This window comes from Actinoplanes sp. NPDC051859, from assembly GCF_044452725.1.
Lineage (GTDB): Bacteria > Actinomycetota > Actinomycetes > Mycobacteriales > Micromonosporaceae > Actinoplanes.
This window is the reverse complement of record NZ_JBITBX010000003.1, coordinates 242301-261467: the sequence shown is the minus strand read 5'-3', so window position 1 is coordinate 261467 and position 19167 is coordinate 242301. Positions and strand designations below refer to the sequence as shown.

The window sequence follows — 19167 nt, the reverse complement described above, 5'->3', positions numbered from 1 at the left end:
GGGACGGCTTTTTTCGGACCGTATCAGTCGGTTGACGCGCCGATACCGGGTAGGGCCTGATCGGGTCGGGTAAGCCACTCCGGGCTAGCCGAGGACGGCGCCGTGTGCTTGGGCGAACAAGCCGGCCTGGGCAATGTCGATCTTCGCGCCGGTCAAGACGACCTCGCGCAGGGCCACCGCATCCAGGTTCGCCCCGCGCAGGTCGGTGCCCTTGAGGACCACGTCCTTGAGCCGGGCCGCGGACAGGTCGGCGCCGCGCAGATCGGCCTTGCTCAGGTTCGCGCCTTCCAGATCCGCCTCGTGCAGGCGCAACCCGGCCAGCGAGACGGCGGACAGGTTCGCCCCGCGCAGCGACACAAACGACCAGTCGCCGCCGTCCACGGTCAGGGGACGCAAACCGCAGTCGACGAACTGCGTACCCGTCAGCTTGCAGTCGGTCAGCGTCGCGTCGAAGAGGTTGCACTTGCGCAGGGTCGACTGGACGATCGCGCAGCTGGTCAGCTCGGCCGCGTTGAAGCGCACATTGCCGAACTCGCAGCGGCGGAACGTGCAGCCGGTCAGCCGAGACTCCGACCAGTCGATGTCGTGGAACGCGCAGTCCTCGTAGACCGCGCGTTCCACCTCGGCGAGCGCCCAGTCCTCCCCGGAGAAGATCTGGTCACTGACGACGGGCGCCTCCACGTCAGTGGTAGAAGTGCCGGGTGCCGGTCAGGTAGACGGTCATCCCGGCCTTCTCGGCCGCCTCGATGACCAGGTTGTCGCGGATCGAGCCGCCGGGCTGCACCACGGCCTTCACACCGGCCGCGATCAGCACTTCGAGGCCGTCCGGGAACGGGAAGAACGCGTCCGAGGCGGCCACGCTGCCCTTGGCCCGGTCGGTGCCCGCGCGGTCGACCGCGAGATGCGCCGAGTCGACCCGATTGACCTGGCCCATGCCGACGCCGACGGTCGCACCATCGTGGGCGAGCAGAATCGCGTTGCTCTTCACCGATCGCACCGCCCGCCAGGCGAACGCCAGATCGCGGAGGTCCTCCTCGGACGCCGCCTCGCCAGTTGCCAGCGTCCAGTTCGCCGGGTCGTCACCCTCGGCGTCGATCCGGTCGGCGAGCTGCACCAGCATGCCGCCGCCGATCTGCTTGACCTCGGCGGGCGGCGGGCTCCAGGCCGGCGCCACCAGCACGCGCAGGTTCTTCTTCTCCCGGAAGATCGCCAACGCGTCACCGGAGAACGACGGCGCGACGATCACCTCGGTGAAGATACCGTCGAGCTGCTTCGCCAGCTCCGCGGTCACCTCCCGGTTGACCGCGATGACCCCACCGAACGCCGACACCGGGTCACAGGCGTGCGCCTTGCGGTGCGCCTCGGCCACGTCCGCGCCGATCGCGATGCCGCACGGGTTGGCATGCTTGATGATCGCCACACACGGCTCGGTGAAGTCGTTCGCGCTGCGCCAGGCCGCATCGGCGTCGACGTAGTTGTTGTACGACATCTCCTTGCCGTGCAGCTGCTCCGCCTGCGCGAGCCCGGCCGGCGCGTTCGGGTCGACGTACAGGGCTGCCTGCTGGTGCGGGTTCTCGCCGTACCGCAGGGCGCTCTCCCGCTTCAGCGACAGGCCGGCGAACTCCGGCCACGCTGTGTCATCGCCGGCGCCTGGTCCTTCGGACGGCGCGGAGATCCCGGGCATCGAACGGGCCAGGGTCGTCGCACACCAGTTCGCGACCGCCACGTCGTACTCCGCGATGTCCGCGAAGGCGCGAGCAGCGAGCATTTTGCGCTGCGTCAGCGTGAAACCGCCGTCGCGCAGGGCTTCCAGGATCAGCGGGTACGCCGCCACGCCCGTCACCACCGCGACGGACGGGTGGTTCTTCGCCGCCGCCCGGACCATCGCCGGACCACCGATGTCGATCTGCTCGACGCACTCGTCCACGCTGGCGCCCGAGGCGACCGTCTCGGTGAACGGGTAGAGGTTGCTCACCAGCAGGTCGAACGGCTGCACCTCGAGCTCGGCGAGCTGCTGCTCATGGGCCGGTAGCCGCAGATCGGCGAGGAGACCGGCGTGCACCCGCGGGTGCAGGGTCTTGACCCGGCCGTCCAGGCACTCCGGGAAGCCGGTCAACTCCTCGACCCGGGTCACCGGCACACCGGCGCCCTCGACCATCGACGCGGTCGAACCGGTGGAGACGATCTGCACCCCGGCGCCGTGCAAGGCCTGCGCCAGCTCTACCAGCCCGGTCTTGTCGTACACGCTGAGCAGTGCCCGCCTGATCTGGCGACGACCAACCTCGGTCATGGGATGGTGACCTTCCTGTCTTTGATGGTCCAGCCTTCGCGAACCAGCCGGCCGACGCACTCGACGAGCTGGCGCCGCTCGGCGTCCTTGATCCGTTCGGTCAGCGTGTCCTCGGTGTCGTCGGAGAACACGGGCACGGCGACCTGGGCGATGATCGGCCCGGTGTCGACACCCGCGTCGACGAAGAAGAGCGTCGCGCCGGCGAGCTTCACGCCGTAGGCGAGGGCGTCCCGCGGGCCGTGGATGCCCGGGAATGCGGGAAGCAGCGCGTTGTGCGTGTTGACATAGCGATCGCCGAAGCCAGCCAGGAACCGCTCGCCGACGAGCTTCAGGAACCCGGCCGAGATCACCAGGTCCGGCTCGTACTGTGCGACGTGCTCGGCGAGGGCGGCGTCCCAGTCGTCCCGGCTCGGATAAGCCTTCACCGAGTCCACGAACGTGGGGACACCAGCGGCGGCGGCCCGGTCAAGACCGGCAATGCCGTCCCGGTCAGCTCCCACGGCGACGACCGTGGCGCCGTACGCGGGGTCTGCGGCGGCGTCGAGAAGGGCCTGGAGGTTGCTGCCGGAGCCGGAGATGAGCACGACCAGCCGGGCGGGCACGGGGTCAGACACGCGTGCACCCTATCGCCGCGCCGACCGGTTACCGCAGACGGGTCAAATGCGGGCAGCGCAAACCACTGATCTTCCGCTAGGCTGCGGGCCGCTCGCGTAATAGCACGTGAGCGCAACGGTTGGCACATCACCGCCTGCGGGCGGGAGTTACCTGGAGGATTCGCCATGACCCCCCCGCCCTACTACGGACAGCAGCCGCCCGCGCCGGCCAACGACAAGACCACCCTCTGGGGTGTCCTGGGCATCGTGTTCGCCTTCTGCTGCATGCCGCTCGGCGTCGTCTTCGCGGTGCTGAGCCTGCTGGAGGCCAAGAAGGTCAACAAGCAGCCCACCCTGGCGTACGTGGGCTTCGGCCTCTCCGCCCTGCTCCTGGTGATCAACATCGTGGGCTACGCGGCCGGCTGGTTCAACTTCTCCACCACCGCGCGGTAAGCACCGCACTCCGCGAACGGGCGCCACGGCTTCGGCCGGGCGCCCGTTTTGCTCGGCGGGCGAGCCTTCATTGCGAACCGGCACGCCTCCTGCCGGCCCAACGCGCCTACTTGTGGACCGGCGCGCGGAATGCCCGCCCGGCCGCCGCGCCGATGCAGCTCGACACACCCACGACCGCGGTCGCGATCAGCGCCACGTGCCACGGCACCGGGCCGATGTCCGCCAGCCGGCCGTTGCCGAGCGACCCACCGGACAACCAGGCCAGCAAGCCCAGCAGCACACCCGCCACCGGACCGGCCAGCAGCGCCGAACCCAGCACCATCGACCAGGCAGGCTCCGCAGGCAGCGCCTCACCCGGCCGTACGGCGTGGCGGTTGTCGCGCAGGTGCCCGGCCACCACGTGGTGAATGCCCATCAGCCGCCGGGTCAGCAGCCAGCCCGCCGCCATCGCGGCCAACACCGGCACGGCCAGCAGGGCAGCGCCACTCGCGCCCATCGGGCCGTTGGGCAGCCCGGCCAGCAGCGGCAGGGTGGGCAGCGGGCCGACGGTCAGCTCGGTCAGCCGGACGGACGAGTCGGTGCCCAGCAGGAACCCGGGCCCGAGCAGGTAAGCCGCGGCCCACACTGCGCCGTTGGCCCCGTACCCGAGGCTCACCAGGGTGATGCCGGTCTGCCCGGCGACGCCGGTGCGGAAAGCGCCGATCATGTCGGCGGCCTGCCCCCCGCCGATCGCAATCGACAGCCCGGCGAACGCGGCCCCGGCAGCCAAGATCAGCAGCGCCGCCACGACGCCGGTGCGCAGGCCGTGCCGGAGCGGCGGCGGCATCCGCCGGGCGATCACGACCAGCGCGTCCGTGCCACGCAACGCCCCCACCAGCGAGCACACCAGGCCGGCAACGAAAAGATGGAACGCGGCGCGCCCGGGCGAGACGTCCGTGCCGCGACCGTCGACGACGAGCGCCGCCAACAGCCCGAGGATTCCGTACGCGGCGCCAATCGCACCCGCCACCAGCAACGCAGCCCGCGCAGAGCCGCTCCGCCGGGCTCCGATTGCCCGCGTGACGTGCAGCCCGGCCCGGTTGAGTCGCCAGCCGGCCAGCAGGGTCAGCAGCAGCGGCGCAAGCCCCAGGGGCCCGATCGACGTCCCGATGGGTACGCCGTGCCCGAGCAGCCAACCGGCCAGCCCGGCATGCGCGGCGGCGCCCACGCCACCCTGCCCCTCCAGACTGCGCGCCAGCCCGATGATCAGGGCAACCGGCAGATATGAAATCAGCGCCGCCCACACCGTCGCGAACGCGGCAGCCACCGCCAGCGGCGCCCGCCCCTTGCCATCGACGGGCCGGCGCTGGCCGGGCAGCTTGACGGTCGGATGCTTGCCGGTGTCCACCAGCACGGTCGGCCGGTCCCCCACATCGACCGCCACGGTCGCGTGGTCCTGCTCCCCGTCACCGCCGCCAGCAGACTCACGGCCGGCGGCTTTCCGCTGCGCGCGGGCAGCAGACTCACGGCCGGCGGCTTTCCGCTGCGCGCGGGCAGCAGACTCGCTCCCCTGGCGGCCGGGCGTGAAACCCAGCTGGACCGTGGCCTGATCCGGCACCGCCGGGCGGACATTCGCCGCCCCGGTGTCCCGGAGAATGTCGAGATCATCGCCGAGATCAGGTCCGGCGGCCCGCCCACGGCCGACAGCACGCCCAGACTCGCCCGAGTGCGCAGACTCGGCGACGCGCCCGCTTCCCGACGAGCGCGCAGTCTCGGCGGAACGCCCTCCCTCGGAGGGGCGTGCAGCGTTGGACGGGAGTGCGGGGTCGCGGGCAGCGTCGGCCGTGGCATCGGTGGCCTTGTCCGGGTCCCCCGAGCCGGCGGATCGACCGTCGGGACGGTCGGGTGTGATCGGCATCGCCGACTACTTTTCCACGCCGGACCGCCCGCGGCGACGCAGAGGCGACGACGCGCCGGATCGAGCTGATCCACTGCCGGCGCGGACCCGGCCTAACCGGGCAAGACGGACGGGATCTGCGGGCAGAAACACGGGCGCGCCGCCGTCCGGACCGCGAAGGTCCGGGCGACGGCGCGCCTGCGGGCGTACCAAAATCAGCTCATGACCTCGCGCATGAGCCGGGCGGTCTCGCTCGGGGTCTTGCCGACCTTGACACCGGCGGCCTCGAGGGCCTCCTTCTTGGCGTCGGCGGTGCCGGCCGAGCCGGAGATGATCGCGCCCGCGTGCCCCATGGTCTTGCCGGGGGGCGCGGTGAAGCCGGCGATGTAGCCGACGACCGGCTTGGTCACGTTGGCCTTGATGAACTCGGCGGCCCGCTCCTCGGCGTCGCCGCCGATCTCACCGATCATCACGATCGCGTCGGTGTCGGGGTCGTCCTGGAACGCCTTGAGGGCGTCGATGTGCGTGGTGCCGATGATCGGGTCGCCGCCGATGCCGACACAGGTGGAGAAGCCGAAGTCCCGCAGCTCGTACATGAGCTGGTAGGTCAGCGTGCCGCTCTTCGAGACCAGGCCGATCCGGCCGGCCGGGGTGATGTCGGCGGGGATGATGCCCGCGTTCGACGCACCCGGCGACGCGATGCCGGGGCAGTTCGGCCCGATGATCCGGGTCTTCTCGCCTTGGGCGATGTTGTACGCCCAGAACGCGGCCGAGTCCTGCACCGGCACGCCCTCGGTGATCACCACGGCGAGCGGGATCTCAGCGTCGATCGCCTCGATGACGGCGGCCTTGGTGTGCGCCGGCGGCACGAAGATGACCGTCGCGTCGGCGCCGGTCTCCTTCATGGCCTCGGCGACGCTGGCGAAGACGGGCAGCGAGGTGCCGTCGAAGTCGACGGTCGTGCCGGCCTTGCGCGGGTTCACGCCGCCGACCACGTTGGTGCCCGCGGCGAGCATCCGGCGGGTGTGCTTCGAACCCTCCGAGCCGGTCATGCCCTGGACGATGACCTTGGAGTCCTTGGTGAGCCAGATAGCCATGTCGTCACTTCCCCGCAAACGCGAGCTCGGCGGCGCGCTCGGCCGCACCGTCCATCGTGTCCACCCGCTGCACCAGCGGGTTGTTCGCCGAGTCCAGGATCGCCCGGCCGGCCTCGGCGTTGTTGCCGTCGAGGCGGACCACGAGCGGCTTGGTGACGGCCTCGCCGCGCTCACCGAGCAGGGCGAGCGCCTGGATGATGCCGTTGGCGACCTCGTCGCACGCGGTGATGCCACCGAAGACGTTGACGAACACGGCCTTGACGGCCGGGTCGCCCAGGACGATCTCCAGGCCGTTCGCCATCACCTGGGCGCTGGCGCCGCCGCCGATGTCGAGGAAGTTGGCCGGCTTGACGCCACCGTGCTTCTCACCGGCGTAGGCGACCACGTCGAGCGTCGACATGACCAGGCCCGCGCCGTTGCCGATGATGCCGACCTCGCCGTCGAGCTTCACGTAGTTCAGGTTCTTCGCCTTGGCGGCCTGCTCCAGCGGGTCCACCGCGGACTGGTCCACCAGCGCCTCGTGGTCGGGGTGCCGGAAGCCGGCGTTCTCGTCCAGCGTGATCTTGGCGTCCAGGCACAGCACCCGACCGTCGCCGACCTTGGCGAGCGGGTTGACCTCGACCAGCGTGGCGTCCTCGGCGACGAACGCCTGCCACAGCTTCACGGCGATGTCGACGACGTGCTCGGCCACCTCGGCCGGGAACTTGGCAGCGGCGACGATCTCGCGCGCCTTGGCCTCGTCCACGCCCTTGTTGGCGTCGATCGCGATCTTGGCGACCCGCTCCGGGTCCTCCTCGGCGACCGTCTCGATCTCCATGCCGCCCGCAACGCTGGCGATGCACAGGAAGGTCCGGTTGGCCCGGTCCAGCAGGTAGGAGAAGTAGTACTCCTCCTTGATGTCCGCGGTCTCCGCGAGCATCACCTTGTGGACGGTGTGTCCCTTGATGTCCATCCCGAGGATGTCGGTCGCCCGCGCCTCGGCCTCGTTCGCGTCCGTCGCCAGCTTCACGCCGCCGGCCTTACCGCGGCCGCCGACCTTGACCTGGGCCTTGACGACAACCTTGCCGCCCAGCCGCTCGGCGATCGCGCGAGCCTCCTGCGGGGTCTCGGCGACACCGCCGCCCAGCACGGGCAGCCCGTGCCGTTCGAACAGGTCGCGCCCCTGATACTCGAACAGGTCCACGTCTCTCCTTTCGCTCGCGACGACCGCGCGCGGCAAGCCGCGTGCCCGCGTCCCGACCTGTGTACGCGGCGCGTCGTTGCGTCGCCGCCAGCGTGAGGAAAATGTCAGCCCCGCCGTGTTCCCGGGGCCACGTTTCGCAGCCTAGCCACCCCGCCTCCCCCACCACCCCCGCGGGGCCACGGTGTGCGGGGTAACACTCCTTTGAACCTTCTCAGATCCCCTTCGATCAAACCCTTGCTTCTTCAGTACGCGGCTGGCGGCTCAGCAACCGCAGACACCGGGGCCGGACCGCCTCCGGCGGCTATCGCGCCCAGGCCGTCGACCCTCCAGGCCATCCGCCCGCTCCGGCCCACTGCACCCGACAGCAGGTCTCCGAGCGGCGCCTGCGCCGCCTTGCTGGCCTATTCCTCGCCGCTGACCTGCTCACACTCCGGCCTGTTCCCGGCCGCTGACCTGCTCACACTCCGGCCCACTCCCCGCCGCTGACCTGCTCACCGCCCCGGCCCACTCCCCGCCGCCGACCTGCTCACACTCCGGCCTGTTCCCCGCCGCTCACCTGCTCACCACCCCGGCCCACTCCCCGCCGCCGACCTGCTCACACTCCGGCCTGTTCCCCGCCGCTCACCTGCTCACCACCCCGGCCCACTCCCCGCCGCTGACCTGCTCACACTCCGGCCCATTCCCGGCCGCTGACCTGCTCACCACTACCGACTCAGCTGTCACTGCCGACTCAGCTGTCACTGCCGCTTTGGTCGCCAGCGCCGAGCCACCGCTCTCACCGGCCGCTCGCTCTCCAGGCCGCCCGCTGTCGGCCCGCCCTGCCCGCTGCCGCCCGGCTGCCAACCGGATTACCTGCTCCCGCCGACTTACTTGCTCCCGCAAGACGGGGTTCTTTGCCCGTCCGCCTACCGGGCGGATGCTCTCGGCCGGCGGGTGGGGATGGCTGGGAGGGGCGACGGCCTGGGCGCGACAGCCGCCGGAGGCGGTCCGGCCACGGTGCTTGCGGTTGTGGGCGGGGACCCGCGTACTTATAGAAAAGATCTTGAAAACGACTGCGTAACCCGACCCCGGAGGCGTCGTTGAGTGTGGTGTCGGAGCGCTGAGCGACGACGAAAGCGGCCGATGCCCTGTCGGTCGAGGGGTGGCGGCGGGGCATCGTGCATGAGAGGCCGGACGTGTGAGGGGTGCGTCCGGCCTCTCCCCTTAACTCTTTGCAGTTATTCGGTGATTATCCGTCAAGAAACGGGTGACGCCACATTGGCGCGTACCCATTCGATGATGGATACCGTTGTGGCGCCTGGCGTGAAAATGTGCGCAACGCCGATTTTCTGCAACTCGGCGATGTCCTCCGGCGGAATGATGCCGCCGCCGAATACGACGATGTCGCGCGCGTCGCGCTCGGTGAGTAGTTCCATGACCCGGCGGAACTGCGTCATGTGCGCACCGGAGAGAACCGACAGGCCGATGGCGTCGGCGTCTTCCTGAACGGCCGTCTCGACGATCTGCTCGGGCGTCTGGTGCAGCCCGGTGTAGACCACCTCCATACCCGCGTCACGCAGGGCGCGGGCGACCACCTTGGCACCCCGGTCATGCCCGTCGAGTCCCGGCTTGGCGACCACGACCCTGATCCGTGCTTGCATGTTGCGACCCCTTCGGCGCGCGTACGAGTCCGACCTTAACGAAGGTTAACCCCACGCCGTTGAACCCTGGTAGCCGCCGCTCCGTACTACCGGCCAGCGCCAGAGGGAGCCGGACCTCGGGTGCAAGCACCATGCCCCGTATTCCACGTCACATTACTATCTGCCATACGAGCAGTTACGGAGAGCCAACACTTCCCCTCCTCAGAAAAGCTCACCAACTCGGACATTCACCAACGAATGCTTCGACGGAAGTGTCAGAGAATTGGCGCTGCGACTTGTGACTGGCGTTGCGTTTGGTTACCGTGGCTCCCGGCTGTCAACCGGTTAACCCCGGACCGGCGGCCCGGCAAACCACCGTTCAGCAGTTGTTCCTTTCCGGTGGATGCCGCTTTTAACGCCACCTTCGGAGGGTTGTTCGTGCGTCAGCGCTTGTCGTCTGAGCCCGACCGCTATCGCGGCCGTCGCCGCGTCCCGACCCCCCCGCGCAGCCGCTACGCCGCGGTGGTCACCTCGGCCTTCGTCGGCGCCGGAGTCGTCGCCCTCGGGGCGGCCTCCCAGCTCCCCGACGCCAAGGCCGTCAACCCCACGGTGCTGCAGAACCTCGAAGAGGCCGCCACCACCCAGGACGCCCTCGCCGAACGCTCCATAGACGTCGCCGCCGCTTCCCGCGGCGAGGAGCGCACCACCGCGGACCCCAAGGTGAGCGAAGCGGAAGCCGCCGCCCAGGCCTGGCTCCTGCCCCTCGAGGACTACGAGTTCACCGCCCCCTACGGCGTCCGCTTCGGCAAGCTGCACGCCGGCATCGACCTCGCCGCACCGGAAGGCACCCCCTACAAGGCGGTCCACGGCGGCACGGTGACCTCGGCCGGCTACAGCGGCGGCTACGGCTACGCGATCACCATCAAGCACGACGACGGCACCGAAACGATCTACGCCCACTCGCGGCGGCTGCTGGTGCAGGCCGGCGACCAGGTGAAGGCCGGACAGATCATCGGCGAGGTGGGAAATACCGGCTACTCGTACGGCACCCACCTCCACCTCGAAGTGCACGTCGACGGTTCCCCGACCGACCCGATCGTGTTCCTCCGGTCGCACGGCGTCGACATCAAGCTCAAGATCGAATCGGTGATGGGGTCGCTCGCAGCCTCCTAGGCTGCTCCCGCTCTCCCCTCCTGCCGGGCCAACCCGTCCCCACGCCACCCGGACCGCGCTCGCCGCCCCCGGATCCCCGCTTGGCCGTCTGGACCTGAAGAGCTGGCCCTTGGCCGTCTGGACCTGAAGAGCTGGACAAAGCCGCCCGGCTATCCGTAACCGGCGGATTGCCGCAGGTCCGCTGCGCCGCACGCTCCCCGATCCATGATCAGATCCGCAGCTCCCTCCCCGGCGCTGGACGGGTCTGCATGCGTTCCTGGCGGACCGTTTCCGTGTCGCGAGCAGTCCGTGAGGGGTGTGGCAACCGGGCAGCAACCGGGGCGGTAGCAGGTGGGTGTGGTGACTCAGGACGGGCCGGAGCGGTGCCGACAGGCAGGTGTCGGACCGAACCGGAACCCGCAAGGAGCAGCCCACCGTGCAGCATCGAGCCCCACGGAACGCCGGAGGCCGGCACCGCAGGACCATTCCGCTGCACAGTCACCGGGCACCGCGCGAACCTATCGCCGAGAAGGGCCGGTACGCAGTGGCCGCGGCCCTCGTTGCCGGAGTGAGCGTTGCCGGCGTTGCCGCGGCTAGTGATGGCACCGCGCCGGCCAGTGCGGTTGCGCGAGCTAACAGCCAGGTGGCTGCGCCGATCGTTCCGGCTCCCCTGCCGACTCCGTCGTCGGCGCAGGTTTCCTTGCCGTCGCAGGCTCCGTTGGCGAAGCCGGCGGCCAGCGCCGCTATGGCCGCGACCACTGACGTCTCCCCAGACGGGCAACCGTTTGTCGCGCCGCAGCGCAAGACCAAACCGCTGCCGGAATGGGTGCACCCGATGCCCGAGGGCGCGGTGACCTCTTGTTACGGCCAGCGTTGGGGCCGCATGCACGCCGGCGTCGACTTGGCCGCCCCGTCCGGCACCCCGATCGTCGCGGCCGGCGCCGGCGTGGTGGTCTCGGCCGGTCCCGCCGACGGGTACGGCCTCGCGGTCCTGATCGACCACGGCAACGGCTACCTCACCCACTACGGCCACATGTCGGCGATCACCGCCGTCGCCGGGCAGACGGTCGAGGCTGGCGTCGAGATCGGCCGGGAAGGGTCCACGGGCCACTCGACGGGGCCGCACCTGCACTTCGAGGTGCACCAGGGCACCTACCAGAACCCGATCGAACCCACCCGGTGGATGCACGACCACGGCGTGGACATCGCCGGCTGCGGCCTGCAGCCCTCATGAGAAGTGGGGATCCTGCCTAGTCGCAGGAACAAGCCGGAACCTCTTTCACCATTTCGACTCCTGGTTCCGGCCGCCACGCCGAAGCCGGCTGTCGCCAGTCTTGGACGCCGACATCAGATTGCCGCCCGGTCAGCTGGCCGGCAACTCCAGCGGCGCGGTGACAGCGAAGTTCTGGTCGATCATCGCCACCAGTTCTGCCCCTCGCGGGCCGATCCCAGTCTGCTCAGCCCACTGGGCCAGACCGTTCAAGAAGCCAACCAAGTCCCGCTGGACGCCGAGCAGGAGCTCCGGGAGCTCACGGCGGGGAAGGTCGACTCGTTGCTCGGCCCACCGGCCACGCTCACGATTCGGCCCGCCGTCCTGCCACACCCGCAGATCCAGGCCGATGACCTCGACCTCCGGGCCGGGATCATGTCCCAGCCACGGCGAGCAGTCGGTGCGGACCCGGATCCATTCCCGCCAGTCCTCCAGGCCACAACAACAGCCCGGCACGACGACCGTTCCGGCTTCCGTGTCACTCAGCCGCAGACCGCCAGCAACGATGAGAAACTCCTCTGCCAGCAGCGCGTCCACAACCTCATCACGACTGCCCGGCGACGCAACATCAATCCGCGCGGCGAGGGCCGCCACGAACAGACCCACCTGATCAGCAGTGCACCCAGCGTCGAGAACCAACCACGAGCCGGGCGCGGCAGCCGCGACCGGCCACGGCGCCGGACCCTCATCGAACATCGGCACTTCAATCCCGGCCTGCAGCTTGATCACGTGGTCAGTCAATCCGATGCCAGACGGCAGCGGCACCCGCATTCCCACCAGGCACCCCGGCTGCTTCGCGGGCAGCACGATCGTTCCCGTTCCCGTTCCCGTTCACGGCTACAGCGTGGGCGCCTGGCGCTGAGCCCACTTCGTGCACTCCGCGCCGTACCGCGCCTTGTGGTGTTCAGAGACGATGACGAGCCCGAAGGAGAGCCAGCGGGTCCGGTCGGTGGGTAAGTCCGCATCGCATCTGGCGGATTCGTCGACCCGGTGGTGCGCGCGGGGTTCCGCCACGTGCAGCAGGGCGACCTTCGTCGAGGAATTCGCCATGTTCAGTGCGAAACCGGGCGACCGAGAAACCCCAGTTCAGCAGGCGTTACCGCCGCCAGAACCGACAAGAACCTACACGTCCTCCTGGCCTGAGCCTCAGGGCCCTGGGCCAGGGCTACAGCTTTTCGATGGGGGCGTGGCGCAGGATCAGCCACATCACCTGGTCGCCGAAGTCGATTTGGGCGCGGGCGCCCGGGCCTTGGCCTTCGACGGTCACGACCCGGCCGAGGCCGTAGCGCTGGTGGTTGATGCGGTCGCCGGCGGCGACCTTGGGGGGCTGTTTCAGCTCACTGGCGGTGGTCAGTTTGCTGGCGTCGACGCCGATGCGCTCGGCGAGGCGTTGCGCCTTGGGGGTGCCGCCGGCGAAGCCACCGCCTCGACCGTAGTCGCGGTCGCCGCCTCGGCCGCCCACGCCGCCGCCCGTGCCGGACCAGGACGTGTAGGAACCGCCGGTCCGTTCCCACCGCACCAGTTCGGCGGGGAGCTCGTCGGTGAAGCGGGACGGCGGGTTGTATTGCGGCTGGCCCCAGGCTGAACGGGTCACGGCGCGGGACAGGTAGAGCCGCTGGCGGGCTCGGGTGATGCCGACGTAGGCGAGGCGCCGTTCTTCTTCCAGCTCGGTGTTGTCACCGAGGGCGCGCATGTGCGGGAAGACGCCGTCTTCGAGGCCGGTCAGGAAGACCACCGGGAATTCGAGCCCCTTGGCGGTGTGCAGGGTCATCAGGGTGACGACACCCTGGTGGTCGGGGTCGTCGCTGGGGATCTGGTCGGCGTCGGCGACGAGGGCGACCTGCTCGAGGAAGCCGGCCAGGGTGGCGGCCTGGGGGGCGTCCTCTTCGGCCTGCGCTTCGACGCGTTCGGTGTATTCGCGGGCGACGCTGACCAGCTCCTGCAGGTTTTCGACGCGACCCTGGTCCTGCGGGTCGAGGCTTTCCTCCAGTTCGGACAGCAGGCCGGAGCGCTGCAGGGCCGATTCCAGCACCTCTTCGGGCGGGGCCGTCTGCGACAACTCCCGCAAATCGTCGAGGAGCCGCACGAAGTCGGTGATGCTGTTGGCTGCCCGGGTGGAGATTCCCGGGGCATCCTTCGCGTGCCGCAGCGCCTGACCGAAGGAGATGCGGTCCCGGGTGGACAGTGCTTCGATACAGGCCTCCGCGCGGTCGCCGATGCCACGCTTCGGGGTGTTGAGGACGCGGCGGATGCTCACCGTGTCGTCGTCGTTGACCACCGAGCGCAGGTAGGCGAGCGCGTCACGGACCTCCTTGCGCTCGTAGAAGCGGACGCCACCGACGACCTTGTAGGGCAGGCCGACGCGGATGAAGACCTCTTCGAAAACCCGGGACTGCGCATTCGTACGGTAAAAGACCGCAACGTCTCCCGGGCGAACTTCGTGCCGGTCGCCGAGCCGGTCGATTTCGCGGGCGACCCAGTCGGCCTCGGCGTGTTCGGTGTCCGCGACGTAGCCGACGATCTGCTCGCCGGCGCCCTGATCGCTCCACAGCCGCTTGGGTTTGCGGCTGGTGTTGCGGTCGATGACGGCGTTGGCCGCGGACAGGATGGTCTGGGTGGAGCGGTAGTTCTGCTCCAGCAGGATCGTGCGCGCGTCCGGATAGTCACGTTCGAACTCGAGAATGTTGCGGATGGTCGCGCCCCGGAAGGCATAGATCGACTGGTCCGCGTCGCCGACCACGCACAGCTCGGCCGGGGGGATCTCCCCGCCGCCGGTGCCGACCAGCTCCTTGACCAGCATGTACTGGGCGTGGTTGGTGTCCTGGTATTCGTCGACGAGGACGTGCCGGAAGCGGCGGCGGTAGGCCTCGGCGACGTGCGGGTGCGACTGCAACAGGTGCACGGTTGCCATGATGATGTCGTCGAAGTCGAGCGCGTGGGCTTCGAGCAGGCGCCGCTGATACAGCTCGTACGCCTCGGCGACGGCCCGCTCGTTCGGCCCCTTGGCCTTCTCTTTGAACGCGGCCGGGTCGACCAACTCGTTCTTCAGGTTGGACACCTGGGCGGCGAGGCCCCGGGCGGTGTAGCGCTTCGGATCGAGGTCGAGCTCCCGGGCGACAAGCTGCATGAGGCGTCGGGAGTCGTCGGCGTCGTAGATCGAGAAGGTGCTCTTGAGCCCGGCGTGCTCGTGTTCGGCGCGCAAGATGCGGACGCAGGCCGAGTGGAAGGTCGACACCCACATCAACCGGGCCCGGTTGCCGACGATCGCGGCGACGCGTTCCTTCATCTCGCCCGCGGCCTTGTTGGTGAAGGTGATCGCGATGATCTCGCCGGGGTGCACGTGCCGCTCGCCGAGCAGATAGGCGATGCGGTGGGTCAACACCCGGGTCTTGCCCGACCCGGCGCCGGCGACGATGAGCAGCGGCGACCCGGAGTGGGTGACGGCGTCACGCTGCGGCCCGTTGAGGCCGTCCAGCAGCTCTTCCGGGTTGAAGCGCGGCGCCGGCGGCCGCCGCGGCGGGTCGACGGCCGGGGGAGTCTTGACCGCGGGGATCGCGAACAGGGGCTGGGTGTTTTCGGGGAGGGCTCGCATCGCGCGGACAAGTCTATGCCCGGGGTCCGACAATCTTTGCGGGGCCCGAGGGGAGTTCGCGGGCCGAATCACCACGAAAAGACTGCTTGCACGATCCTCGAAACCAACCTGTCATCCAGAAGTGGTAGCGCTGACCAGCGTCGATACACCAGGCTGTCGAGGTTGACCGATAACCCGACCGGGAGAACCCACATATGAACCACCCCCGCCGCCGTGGCTGGGCTGTGCTGCGCAATCTCGCCGTACCGGCCCTCGCACTGGCTGTCGTCGCCACCCTGCCGTTGGCGCGTTCCGAGGACGCCCCCGCGCCCGCCACCGCGTCGCAGGCCGGCCTGGCGCCGATCAGCCACAACTACGGGCTGCCGTACGGAAAGACCGTCAAGGGTCAGTTCCTCAGCTACAACGACTTCCACGGCGCCATCGACCCGCCCAGCGGTTCCGGCGCGGTCGTCAACGGCACCCCCGCGGGCGGTGTCGAGTACCTCGCGACCTACCTGAAGAAGCTGCGCGCTGAGGCCGCCAAGGACGGTCGGCAGACGCTGACCGTCGGCGCCGGTGACCTGGTCGGTGGCTCGCCGCTGGTCAGCGCCGCGTTCCACGACGAGCCGACCATCGAGCTGATGAACGAGATCGGCCTGCAGGTCTCCTCGGTCGGCAACCACGAGTTCGACGAGGGCGTGGCCGAGCTGCTGCGCCTGCAGCGCGGTGGCTGCCACCCGACCGACGGCTGCCAGGACGGCGACGGTTTCCGCGGCGCGAAGTTCACCTACCTCGCCGCGAACACGATCAACAAGAAGACCGGCCTGCCGATCCTGCCGCCGATCGACATCCGCTTCGTCCAGGGCCAGCCGGTCGGCTTCGTCGGCCTCACCCTGGAGGGCACCCCGGGCATCGTGAACCCGGCCGGCATCAAGAACGTCACGTTCACCAACGAGATCAAGACCGCCAACAAGTGGGGCAGCCTGCTCAAGCTGTTCGGCATCAAGGCGCAGGTCCTGCTCGTGCACCAGGGCGGCACGCAGAACGCCTCCGAGCAGACCCCGGTGCCGGGCGTCTCGGACTGCAACAACTTCAACGGCCCGCTGGTCGACATCGTCAAGGGCCTGAACCCCGAGTTCAGCCTGGTGGTCTCCGGCCACACGCACAAGTTCTACTCGTGCACGCTGCCCAACGCGAAGAGCACCTCCGTGGTGACCAGCGCCGGCACCAACGGCCAGGTCGTCACGGACATCGACTACACCATCGACCGGCGCACCGGCCGGTTCGCCGAGATCACCGCCAAGAACGTCGTCGTCGAGAACGGTGTCTCGGACGGTGCCGGCGGGTGGAAGAAGGACCCGGTCACCGGCGCCTTCCTGAAGAACCCCGACACGGTCGACCCCAAGGCCAAGAAGGTCGCGGACAAGTACCGTACGGCCGTCGCGCCGATCGCCAACAAGGTCGTCGGCGAGATCACCGGTGACATCGTCCGGCTGGCCGGCGCCAACGGCGAGTCGCCGATGGGTGACGTCATCGCGGACGGTCAGCTCGCCTGGACGAAGAACGACGGCGCGCAGCTCGCGCTGATGAACCCGGGCGGCATCCGCGCCGACTTCGACGCCGAAGCCTCCGCGGGCGGCGAGCCGGACGGCAAGATCACGTACGGCGAGGCGTTCACCGTCCAGCCGTTCAACAACCTCGTGGTGACCCAGACTCTGACCGGCGCGCAGATCAAGGACGTGCTGGAGCAGCAGTTCGTCGGCTTCGGCGGGCAGACCACCCAGCGCATCCTGCAGGTGTCGGCCGGCGTGACCTACTCCTGGAACAGCACCGCGGCCGCCGGCGCGAAGGTCACCGACCTGAAGCTGAACGGCACGGCGATCGACCCGGCCGCCAGCTACCGGGTGACCACGAACGACTTCCTCGCCAACGGCGGGGACGGCTTCACCAACCTGGCCAAGGGCACCAACCGGACCACCGCGCAGGGCTTCGACATCGACGCCCTGATCGGCTACCTGAGCGCCGGCACGCCGGTCGCCCCGGGTCCGGCCAACCGCATCACCAAGGTCGGCTGAGCCCGATCCCAGTACGCAGCACCCAGGTCGGCTGAGCCCGATCTCTGTGCGAGGCACGCAGGTCGGTTGAATTTTCCGCCGGTGTGTCGTCCCACGGTTCGGGCCGTTTCCTTGCGAGGCGGCCCGAGCCCGGGGCATACTCGCTTCGTGATTCAGCGCGTTTCGTATTTTGCCTACGGCACCGGAGGTCCGGCGACCGTAGGACGCGTCTGAACGACAGGCCTACACCAAGCCCCGGGCTTCCCAGCCCGGGGCTTGCTGCTGCCCGGACTGGGTCGCCCCCACCACCCGAGGAGCAGGACATGACCGCAGACCTGATCGCCCAGCCCGCCGCCGCCGCTTCCAGCGTGACGGACCTGCCCGCCGCCCACGCGACCGGCGTCGGCGCCGCGCATGCCTCCCCCACGAGCGCCGCGCCGGCCTCCCCCACGACCGGCACCAGCGACGTGCTCGCGGCCGACGAGATCCACGCGATCCGCGAGCGCATCGACGCGATCGACCAAGCGATCATCGACCTCTGGCTGGAACGCTCGAACCTCTCCCAGCAGGTCGGCCGCACCCGGATGGCCTCCGGCGGCACCCGCCTCGTCCTCTCCCGCGAACGCGAGATCGTCGAACGCTTCCGCGAAGCCCTCGGCCCCGACGGCACCCAGGTCGCCCTGCTCCTGCTCCGCGCCGGCCGCGGCCCGCTCTGAAGAACCGGTCCAAGCGGCCCGCACGGTAAGAAGAGGCCGAAGCGGGCGGTCCAACGGGGGTTGATCTTCGGGTCGAGCTCAGCCGCTCACGCAGGTGGCAGGGTGCGGACGACCGTTCAGGAGCCGCCAGGCGACTGGTCGTCCGTGCCCGGTCTCTGGCGGGAGCGACGTCTCGGACCACGACGAGCCCGAGTCAGCCGAAGTTCGCTCTTGAACCGCGCAAAACAGAAGGGGCCCGGCAAGCCGGACCCCTCCCAGAAACGAGAACTACACCGCGTGCACAACATCCCGCGGCTCGGCGAAGTGGCAGGCGCTCGGGTGTGCCGAGCGCTGCCCGATCTGCAGCAGGGGCTCCTGCTCGGCGCAGATCGCCTCGGCCTTCCAGCACCGGGTGCGGAAGCGGCAACCCGACGGCGGGTTGGCCGGCGACGGCACGTCGCCCTCCAGGACGATCTGGTCGCGCAGGCCGCGCAGCGTCGGGTCCGGCACCGGCACGGCAGACAGCAGAGCCTGCGTGTACGGGTGCGTCGGGCGCTCGTAGATCTCTTCGTCGTTGCCGATCTCGACGACCTTGCCGAGGTACATGACCGCGACCCGGTCCGAGATGTGCCGGACCACGGACAGGTCGTGCGCGATGAAGATGTACGACAGCCCGAAGTCGTTCTGCAGCCCCTCGAGCAGGTTGATGACCTGCGCCTGGATCGACACGTCGAGCGCGGAGACCGGCTCGTCGCAGACGATGATCTCGGGCTTGAGCGCGAGCGCCCGGGCGATGCCGATGCGCTGGCGCTGACCGCCGGAGAACTGGTGCGGGTAGCGGTTGACGTGGTCGGGGTTGAGGCCGACCGTGTCCAGCAGGTCTTGGACCGCCTTCTCGCGACCCCTCTTCGGGGTCACCTCGGGGTGGATCTCGAACGGCTCACCGATGATGTCGCCGACCGTCATGCGCGGGTTGAGCGACGTGTACGGGTCCTGCATCACCATCTGGATGTTGCGGCGGGCCCGGCGCAGCGCACCGCCCTTGAGCTTGACCATGTCCTCGCCGCGGACGTTGATCGAGCCCTCGGTCGGCTTCTCCAGCCCGACGAGCAGCTTGGCCAGCGTGGACTTGCCACAGCCGGACTCGCCCACGACGCCGAGCGTCTCGCCGCGCCGCAGCTGGAGGTCGACGCCGTCGACCGCCCGGACGGCGCCCACCTTCGACTGGAAGACGATGCCCTGGGTGATCGGGAAGTGCTTCTTGAGACCGCGGGTCTCGAGCACCACTTCGTTGCGGTCACTCATGCCTTTGCC

16 protein-coding genes are annotated in these 19167 nt (G+C 69.5%); 5 read left to right on the top strand and 11 right to left on the bottom strand.

Annotated elements, in window-relative coordinates:
• Positions 1–84: 84 nt before the first annotated feature.
• Genes ACIA1L_RS09160 through purN form a run of 3 tightly spaced genes read right to left on the bottom strand, consistent with a single transcriptional unit; the run spans position 85 to position 2904 of the window.
• Positions 85–681: a pentapeptide repeat-containing protein gene (locus tag ACIA1L_RS09160; protein WP_396072061.1), complete on the bottom strand. Its 597-nt coding sequence runs from the start codon at positions 679–681 to the stop codon at positions 85–87.
• 1 nt (position 682) lies between these two features.
• Positions 683–2290 (bottom strand): bifunctional phosphoribosylaminoimidazolecarboxamide formyltransferase/IMP cyclohydrolase, encoded by a 1608-nt coding sequence (gene purH, locus ACIA1L_RS09155; protein WP_396072059.1) that lies wholly within the window; start codon positions 2288–2290, stop codon positions 683–685.
• Complete coding sequence (purN, locus tag ACIA1L_RS09150) at positions 2287–2904, bottom strand: phosphoribosylglycinamide formyltransferase (RefSeq protein ID WP_396072058.1); 618 nt, start codon at positions 2902–2904, stop codon at positions 2287–2289. Before purN ends, purH begins: the two co-directional genes overlap by 4 nt.
• Positions 2905–3069: 165 nt before the next feature.
• Here purN and ACIA1L_RS09145 point away from each other — a divergent pair, with 165 nt between their 5' ends.
• Positions 3070–3336: a DUF4190 domain-containing protein gene (locus ACIA1L_RS09145; RefSeq protein WP_396072056.1), complete on the top strand. Its 267-nt coding sequence runs from the start codon at positions 3070–3072 to the stop codon at positions 3334–3336.
• A gap of 106 nt (positions 3337–3442) precedes the next feature.
• Here ACIA1L_RS09145 and ACIA1L_RS09140 read toward each other — a convergent pair whose 3' ends face one another.
• The 4 genes from ACIA1L_RS09140 to ACIA1L_RS09125 form a co-directional block, all read right to left on the bottom strand.
• On the bottom strand, positions 3443–4759 hold the full coding sequence (locus ACIA1L_RS09140; protein WP_396072456.1) for a DUF6350 family protein: 1317 nt from the start codon (positions 4757–4759) through the stop codon (positions 3443–3445).
• Between the two features lie 668 nt (positions 4760–5427).
• On the bottom strand, positions 5428–6309 hold the full coding sequence (sucD, locus tag ACIA1L_RS09135) for a succinate--CoA ligase subunit alpha (protein WP_396072055.1): 882 nt from the start codon (positions 6307–6309) through the stop codon (positions 5428–5430).
• Between the two features lie 4 nt (positions 6310–6313).
• Positions 6314–7492 (bottom strand): ADP-forming succinate--CoA ligase subunit beta, encoded by a 1179-nt coding sequence (gene sucC / locus ACIA1L_RS09130; RefSeq protein WP_396072054.1) that lies wholly within the window; start codon positions 7490–7492, stop codon positions 6314–6316.
• A gap of 1235 nt (positions 7493–8727) precedes the next feature.
• On the bottom strand, positions 8728–9132 hold the full coding sequence (locus ACIA1L_RS09125) for a cobalamin B12-binding domain-containing protein (RefSeq protein ID WP_396072053.1): 405 nt from the start codon (positions 9130–9132) through the stop codon (positions 8728–8730).
• Positions 9133–9549: 417 nt separating this feature from the next.
• On the opposite strand from ACIA1L_RS09125, the gene ACIA1L_RS09120 reads away from it, so the two are divergent.
• Positions 9550–10284 carry a M23 family metallopeptidase gene (locus tag ACIA1L_RS09120; RefSeq protein ID WP_396072052.1) on the top strand — a complete coding sequence of 245 codons (735 nt, stop codon included), beginning with the start codon at positions 9550–9552 and terminating at the stop codon, positions 10282–10284.
• Between the two features lie 679 nt (positions 10285–10963).
• Positions 10964–11497: a M23 family metallopeptidase gene (locus ACIA1L_RS09115; RefSeq protein WP_396072051.1), complete on the top strand. Its 534-nt coding sequence runs from the start codon at positions 10964–10966 to the stop codon at positions 11495–11497.
• Positions 11498–11626: 129 nt separating this feature from the next.
• Here ACIA1L_RS09115 and ACIA1L_RS09110 read toward each other — a convergent pair whose 3' ends face one another.
• The 3 genes from ACIA1L_RS09110 to pcrA all read right to left on the bottom strand — a co-directional run bounded on the left by ACIA1L_RS09110 (position 11627) and on the right by pcrA (position 15125).
• Positions 11627–12262, bottom strand: coding sequence for a hypothetical protein (locus tag ACIA1L_RS09110; RefSeq protein ID WP_396072050.1), 636 nt, complete (start codon positions 12260–12262; stop codon positions 11627–11629).
• Between the two features lie 108 nt (positions 12263–12370).
• The gene (locus tag ACIA1L_RS09105; RefSeq protein WP_396072049.1) at positions 12371–12583 is read right to left on the bottom strand and encodes a hypothetical protein; all 213 of its coding nucleotides are present in this window, start codon (positions 12581–12583) and stop codon (positions 12371–12373) included.
• Between the two features lie 115 nt (positions 12584–12698).
• Positions 12699–15125: a DNA helicase PcrA gene (gene pcrA, locus ACIA1L_RS09100; RefSeq protein WP_396072048.1), complete on the bottom strand. Its 2427-nt coding sequence runs from the start codon at positions 15123–15125 to the stop codon at positions 12699–12701.
• A 194-nt stretch (positions 15126–15319) separates the two neighbouring features.
• On the opposite strand from pcrA, the gene ACIA1L_RS09095 reads away from it, so the two are divergent.
• On the top strand, positions 15320–17179 hold the full coding sequence (locus tag ACIA1L_RS09095) for a bifunctional metallophosphatase/5'-nucleotidase (protein WP_396072047.1): 1860 nt from the start codon (positions 15320–15322) through the stop codon (positions 17177–17179).
• 356 nt (positions 17180–17535) lie between these two features.
• On the top strand, positions 17536–17874 hold the full coding sequence (locus ACIA1L_RS09090; protein WP_396072455.1) for a chorismate mutase: 339 nt from the start codon (positions 17536–17538) through the stop codon (positions 17872–17874).
• A gap of 267 nt (positions 17875–18141) precedes the next feature.
• Here the strand turns inward: ACIA1L_RS09090 and ACIA1L_RS09085 are convergent, their stop codons facing one another.
• Positions 18142–19158, bottom strand: coding sequence for an ABC transporter ATP-binding protein (locus ACIA1L_RS09085; RefSeq protein WP_396072046.1), 1017 nt, complete (start codon positions 19156–19158; stop codon positions 18142–18144).
• Between the last annotated feature and the right edge of the window lie 9 nt (positions 19159–19167).